The sequence below is a fragment of the Microcoleus sp. Pol10D4 genome (assembly GCF_036701555.1).
In the GTDB taxonomy this organism is placed as follows: Bacteria; Cyanobacteriota; Cyanobacteriia; order Cyanobacteriales; family Microcoleaceae; genus Microcoleus.
The window spans coordinates 21,713-27,910 of record NZ_JAUBRA010000082.1 but is presented as its reverse complement, the minus strand read 5'-3'; the positions used below and the strand labels follow the sequence as shown (position 1 = coordinate 27,910).

The 6,198-nt window shown below is 45.6% G+C and carries 5 protein-coding genes; all 5 read right to left on the bottom strand.

Annotated features, from left to right (window positions below; genetic code table 11):
• Positions 1 to 191: 191 nt before the first annotated feature.
• A complete protein-coding gene (locus QUA36_RS27360) occupies positions 192 to 1,601 on the bottom strand; it encodes a cation:proton antiporter (protein WP_333459733.1) in 1,410 nt (469 codons plus the stop codon).
• A 182-nt stretch (positions 1,602 to 1,783) separates the two neighbouring features.
• The gene (gene hisA / locus QUA36_RS27355; protein WP_333459732.1) at positions 1,784 to 2,557 is read right to left on the bottom strand and encodes a 1-(5-phosphoribosyl)-5-[(5-phosphoribosylamino)methylideneamino]imidazole-4-carboxamide isomerase; all 774 of its coding nucleotides are present in this window, start codon (positions 2,555 to 2,557) and stop codon (positions 1,784 to 1,786) included.
• Positions 2,558 to 2,693: 136 nt separating this feature from the next.
• The gene (locus tag QUA36_RS27350; RefSeq protein WP_333459731.1) at positions 2,694 to 3,371 is read right to left on the bottom strand and encodes a TIGR02117 family protein; all 678 of its coding nucleotides are present in this window, start codon (positions 3,369 to 3,371) and stop codon (positions 2,694 to 2,696) included.
• A 14-nt stretch (positions 3,372 to 3,385) separates the two neighbouring features.
• Entirely contained in the window at positions 3,386 to 4,588 is a 1,203-nt protein-coding gene (locus QUA36_RS27345) for a glycoside hydrolase family 10 protein (protein ID WP_333459730.1), read from the bottom strand.
• A gap of 120 nt (positions 4,589 to 4,708) precedes the next feature.
• Positions 4,709 to 6,118: an amidohydrolase gene (locus tag QUA36_RS27340; protein ID WP_333459729.1), complete on the bottom strand. Its 1,410-nt coding sequence runs from the start codon at positions 6,116 to 6,118 to the stop codon at positions 4,709 to 4,711.
• Positions 6,119 to 6,198 lie beyond the last annotated feature (80 nt).

The window sequence follows — 6,198 nt, the reverse complement described above, 5'->3', positions numbered from 1 at the left end:
GAGTTGAATTCCTTGACGGGGTAGATTCATATATCTCTTTTTTTGTCAACTTCTAATACTGTACCGACGCTCTAGCACATCTTTAGAAAAAGGGTATAACAACTTAGGACTTATGATTAGGGCTAAATAAATTTGGACGATCGACATTTGTTTCTAAGTCTGTCGATCGCCCCAGAGTCAAATTCCTTCAATCAAACGATTTGCTCGCTAGAAGGTTCGCCACTAGCAGGAGGCTCTACCGTATCCCCAAAGGCAACCCGCAGAAAAGGCGGAGCCAAAAAAGTCGTCAGAATCACCATGATAATAATCGAGACTTCTAACGGTTTATCCAAAACCCCACTCGCCGAACCGATGCCGGCAAACACTAACCCGACTTCGCCCCGAGGAATCATCCCGACTCCGATCGCCAATCGATTGATTCCCGGCAGACCAAACACCACCCAACCAGTCACCAGCTTGCCAAAAATCGCAACCACAATCAAAAATACGGCAATCAAAAGACCAGCCCGATTATCCGGCACTGTTGGGTTCAAAACCCCCAAATCGGCCCGAGCTCCTACGGTTACAAAAAAGATGGGAACCAGGAAATCCGCGATGGGTTTCACCAGTTCATCCAACTCGTTGCGGGCATCGCTTTCATCCAACACCAAACCAGCCGCAAACGCACCCAAAATCGCTTCGAGATGAATTGCGTTGCCCAGAAAAGCCATGAAGAAAGCAAAGATAAAGGCGGGAATCACAATATTGCCGCGAGTTTTGAGTTTCTCCACCACTGCAGTGAAGCTTTTGTTGAAGATGCCGCCCAACAGAATAGAACCGAGCAGAAATGCAGTTGCACTGACAATCAAATAGATGACATTAACAACATCAATCTCACCGGTTTTCGCTAAACTGGCAACAACAGCTAGGACAATAATTCCTAGCACATCATCAATCACCGCCGCACCAACAATGATTTGACCTTCTTTAGATTTGAGTTGTCCTAATTCCGACAAAACTTTGGAGGTAATTCCGATGCTGGTTGCCGTCAAAGCAGCCCCCGCAAAAATCGCCGGAATCGCCGCCGTGTGGAAAATGAGCATCAAGCCCGCAGTACCGGCGGCAAAGGGAAATGCCACGCCCACACAAGCGACCACGACAGCTTGAACCCCCACTTCCTTGAGTTGTCTGATATCCGACTCCAAACCAATTTCAAACAGCAGAACAATCACGCCTATTTCAGCCAGCACTGAAATGACTTCACTCTGCGATTCAAACACACTGGTGAGGGCGGCAGGAGACAGATGATTAATCGATTGCACAACTGTCATAATCCCTGAGTCTGAGGCTGACAGCCCTGCTTCGGGAAAAATGACCAGGTGTAAAGCAGATACGCCAACAATTACCCCTGCTACAAGTTCACCCAAAACCGGCGGTAAATCGAACTTTTTAGCCGCTTCCGCGCCTAATTTACTGGCGAGATAAATCACTACCAAACTGAGCAAAACTCCGCTCAGAACGATCGGCGAATTCTCTGGATCCACTGTTGCTAACAAAGGTATGGGAGCAACTAGGGATGCCATCCCAGAACTTAAAGCTGTAATTGTATGGTTCAAAAACATGGTTACGATGATGGTAAGAAAGACGATTCTACGGTGACTGTTGACTGTTGACTGTTGACTGATGACTGTTGACTGTTGACTGATGACTAATGACTAATGACTAATGACTGTTGACTGTTGACTGTGAGTCGGAAAATTGATAACTGTTACATATTGGGTAGCCAGTTAACTCGACATGACTATCAAGCAAAGCTTGAAGAACCCAAATCTGGCGGTACATCCTGCCACCGCCCTTGTCCGACTGCTTGAATTGCTTCTTTTAGCAAGATATCGCCGGTATAAATTGCCCTACCGACGATCGCACTTTTGACACCAATTGGTTCCAAAGCCAGCAAACTCAACAAATCGGCGATCGAACTAACGCCACCGGAAGCAATCACCGGAATCGAAATAGCGTTAGCAATTTCGCGCAAAGATTCCAAATTCGGCCCTTCCATAGTACCGTCGCGGTGAATGTCGGTGTATATAATTTCAGCCGCCCCTAACTCGGCCATTTTTTGCGCCAATTCAGTTGCTAAAACTTCCGAAGTTTCTAGCCAGCCTCTAGTAGCAACTTTACCATTTCTGGCATCGATGCCAACCAGAATTTTGCCGGGAAATTCGGCGCACAATTTGCCGACTAATTGCGGTTGTTCAACGGCGACAGTGCCGAGAATGACGCGCCGAACGCCTAAATTGAGGATAGCAGCAACAGAAGCGCGATCGCGCATTCCGCCACCTACTTGACAGGGAACGTCTACTGATCGGACGATCGCTTCAATGGCTGCTTGGTTGACTGGATGACCTGCTTTGGCGCCGTCGAGGTCTACTAAATGCAGCATTGTCGCGCCTTCATTTACCCACTGTCTGGCGACTTCGACGGGGTTGTCGTTAAAAGTTTGAGACTTGGCGTAGTCTCCCTGATACAATCTGACGCATTTTCCATCCAATAAGTCGATCGCTGGAATTACATTCATGATTTTTGCTCAAATTGGTAATAATTATACCAGTTAAAAAAAAGAATGCAACTTTAAGCTCCCAACCCATACATAATCATTTATTATAAATTTTATAACCTAAAGTAAAGATATTATTGCCCTTACCTAATACCATTTATTTGTGACATTCGCAACCGCTATTAAGATGAAACATAATCGCCGAAGAAAGCGTTGACCATAAAGGAGTGTTGACATCAGCTTTTTGCAAAGCTTCGGCAGTCCAGTCATTGCAAGTTCTCAAAATAGAGTAACTGCCTTTTGCTTCATAAAAACTATCGCTGTTGTCGTAGCTGTAGCTAATTTTAATTTTATTACCGGCTGCGTCTAATAGGAATGAATTTTTAATAAAATTTACCAGGATCAGATAATTTTCCCCGCTAATTTTCACACATTTGGTTTCTATACTTTGGGGAAAAGCCCGATAACTTTGAACGTGTACGGTAGAGGGAGTAGGGATAAATAGCGCTTTGAAAGCTGTAACTGGGTTGATACTTCCTGATGTGGGAGTTTCCAACATAAAAGCTCGATCTCCCCAGCCAAAAGACAAATATTTATAATCAGAATTGGCATCCCGCCCTATTTCTGTTAGCGGTAAAAATTGATTCCAGTCAAAATATTCATTTTTAACTGGAACAATGATTTCGGTGTGGATGCCTTGGTTGGAAATGTATAGAGAGATTGTGCAATCTGCTTGCGAGTAATCTCCCCACTTTCTGGGAGTGAAATAGCCAATAGTTAGGAAAGCGCTTAAAGATAAGATGACAATTCCTAAGCGCTGTATGATTTTTCTCATTTTAACCGTGGGTTTCAAATTCTGCCTTCGGATGGCGGGCGCTGCATCTTTGTGGGAAAGAATTCTTGCAATGCCGAATTGCGCTGTTCGGGGGTTTCCCTCGCCCAATTCGATAAACTTTCGTAGAAAAAGAACGACACGCCAGCGAAATCTCTTTTTCGCACTTCTTGCACTTGTTCTTGAATTTGTTTGAGGGGAACGGAATTATTTTTAAGGCCTGTTAAAATGCCGATCGCAGTTGGAATGTTAAGTTTAGCCAATTTGACTTCTTCCCGTTCCAGTTCGGCACTAAAACGCTTGATATCGCTGCGATAAACCTGCAACACAATTTCTTGGATGTAGCCACGTCTTTCCCATGTAAACCAGTCCTGCAAGTGGGCGGGTAAAGAAAAGTGAAAAGGGTTCGGAGATAAGCTAACAATACATTTTTCTTTGCGGGATTTGATGGCGCGGGAAACTCGCCCCACGAAGTCGTTAATTTTGTCAGCGCGCCAGCGCACCCAGAAGGTTTCGCGGGGGTCGTCGGAGGGAGGGCTTTTGATTTGTTGCTGATACATTGACACTGTTAATGGCTCATAGCCAAATTCTACTGGCAAGCCGAAATGGTCGTCAAATTGAATGCCATCTATATCATAATTATCGACAACTTCTAGGATTAAATCTAAGATAAATTGCTGTACTTCGGGATGAAAGGGATTCAGCCAAACTCGCTCATGTTTGCCTTCTTTCCAAATAGTTGAACCATCGCGCCGCTGTGCCAGCCAGTCGGGGTGAAGTGTGGCTAATTCCGATTCGGCGGGAGCCATGAAACCAAACTCAAACCAGGGGATTACTGCTATACCTTTTTGGCGGGATTGTGCTATAATTTCTTTGAGGATGTCTCGGTCTTTCAATCCGGGCGATGGGTCGATCGACTGTCCGAATACTCGTTGGGCGCCAGCGCTGGGATAAAGCGTATAGCCTCCTTGCCAAACCGTGGGATAGATGGTATTAAAATTGAGTTGATCCAGTCGATTTACAGCGTCAATGATGTTGTTGCGGGAGAAAATAACGTCGCTGTCAATGTTCGTCAGCCAGACGCCGCGCAATTCGGTTGTTGGGGCTTTGGGCGGGGTTTGAGCCAAAAGACGCGGAGATAAAATCGCGGAGGAGGTAAGGGCGATCGCAAAAACAACTATTAAAGCCAGTATCCGCTGCCATTTGTGCAGTTTAATCATCAATTTTTCGCAAATATGATTATTGTGAGAGTTCTATTTTACCTCACTTAATAGCACCATTCTCAAGAACAGGCATCTTGCCTGTTCTTGAGAATGGTGCAAGATGTGAGTTTTACCCTACTAAGAATAACCTTGCAGGTTCATGACTTTTCGATAGTGCGCTTCAATCTCGCTCACCGTTTGCGATTGACGCTTGCTAGTCCACTCGCTGCGATCGAATAATTCCCGCCTCAAAGCACCAACATCGATCGTTTTCACCTTACCTTCGGCGACAATTTGCTTGCCGTTTACCCAAACGCTGTCTACCGCATTAGTCGGGCGTCCCAATATTAGCAAGCCAATCGGATCGGTGCGCGGCAGCAATGATAAACTGGTTAAATCATACAGCACAAAATCTGCTTTTTTACCGACTGTCAGCGAACCCATTTCATCGGCGAGATTCAAGCCTTTTGCTCCTCCCATCGATGCCATTTCTACAGACTGGCGCGGTGTAATCCATTGGCGGTAATCCAAATCAGTGATATTGTGCAAACTCGAACCAATTTTAATCGCTTCCAGCAAATCTTGAGAGTCATTGCTAGCAGCGCCGTCGCAGCCAAAAGATACGTTGACTCCCGCTTGACGGTATTTCAAAATCGGTGCAATCCCGCTTCCTAGCCGCAAATTGCTGAGGGGATTGTGTACGACTGTTGCTCCAGTTTTTGCCATAATCGCAATGTCGGAATCGTCCAGCCAAACGCAGTGCGCTAAGGAAGTTCTGGGACTCAAATAACCAATTCTTTGCAGGTGTTCGACAGCGCTACAGCCGTATTTTTCGTGAGCTAACTGTTTTTGAGCGGAAGTTTCTAATAGGTGGGCGTGCCGACAAAGATTGTAGCGATCGCTCAATTCGATGCAGCCTTCAAACAAAGCATCGGAACACAGTTGAATTCCCGTCGGCGCCAACAACATATTAACACCTTTTTCGGGATTGTGAAACTGTTTTATGGCTGTTTCCATTAATTCCAAAGTTGCTTTAGTCGATCGAATGTAAGCCGCGTGTTCGATGCCGCTATCGCCAGAAGGCATTCCCGCCGTCAGGGATTCATCTTGAATTAACGGCCCGATGAAAGCGCGGATGCCGATTTCTTGATAAGCGCGAACTGCGGCGGCGATTGTCTCTAATTCTTGTCCCGGAATCAAAACTAAATGATCGACTACGCTTGTACCGCCCGACAGTAATGTTTCTACCGCAGTTCCCAAGGCACTCAAGTAAACTTGTTCGGGATCGAGAGGTGTAAAATCGTACAATTCGGCAATCCACAACTCTAGGGGCAAAGGGGGAATGATGCCTCGTTGCCACATTTCTGAAGAGTGAGTGTGCGCGTTGACAAAACCGGGCAGTAGCAGCTTATTTTTGCCATCGATAACTGTTCCCGCAGGCTCTAAATTGAGGGCGATCGCACTTATGGAATTATCCACCACTTGCACATCTGCGGTTTCATAACCACTATCAACCGAAATTAAAGCATTTTGAATTGTAAAGCTCATAGATTTACCCTTTTGGTAATTTTATATGGATTTTTATTGTATGATTCCCAGGCGCTAACATTTGCGATCGCCTGTAATAA

What these genes read in the sequence shown, in the direction of transcription:
- QUA36_RS27345 (WP_333459730.1), bottom strand. Translation starts at nt 4,588, where the DNA reads ATGATTAAACTGCACAAATGGCAGCGGATACTGGCTTTAATAGTTGTT.
- QUA36_RS27360 (WP_333459733.1), bottom strand. Translation starts at nt 1,601, where the DNA reads ATGTTTTTGAACCATACAATTACAGCTTTAAGTTCTGGGATGGCATCC.
- hisA (WP_333459732.1), bottom strand. Translation starts at nt 2,557, where the DNA reads ATGAATGTAATTCCAGCGATCGACTTATTGGATGGAAAATGCGTCAGA.
- QUA36_RS27350 (WP_333459731.1), bottom strand. Translation starts at nt 3,371, where the DNA reads ATGAGAAAAATCATACAGCGCTTAGGAATTGTCATCTTATCTTTAAGC.
- QUA36_RS27340 (WP_333459729.1), bottom strand. Translation starts at nt 6,118, where the DNA reads ATGAGCTTTACAATTCAAAATGCTTTAATTTCGGTTGATAGTGGTTAT.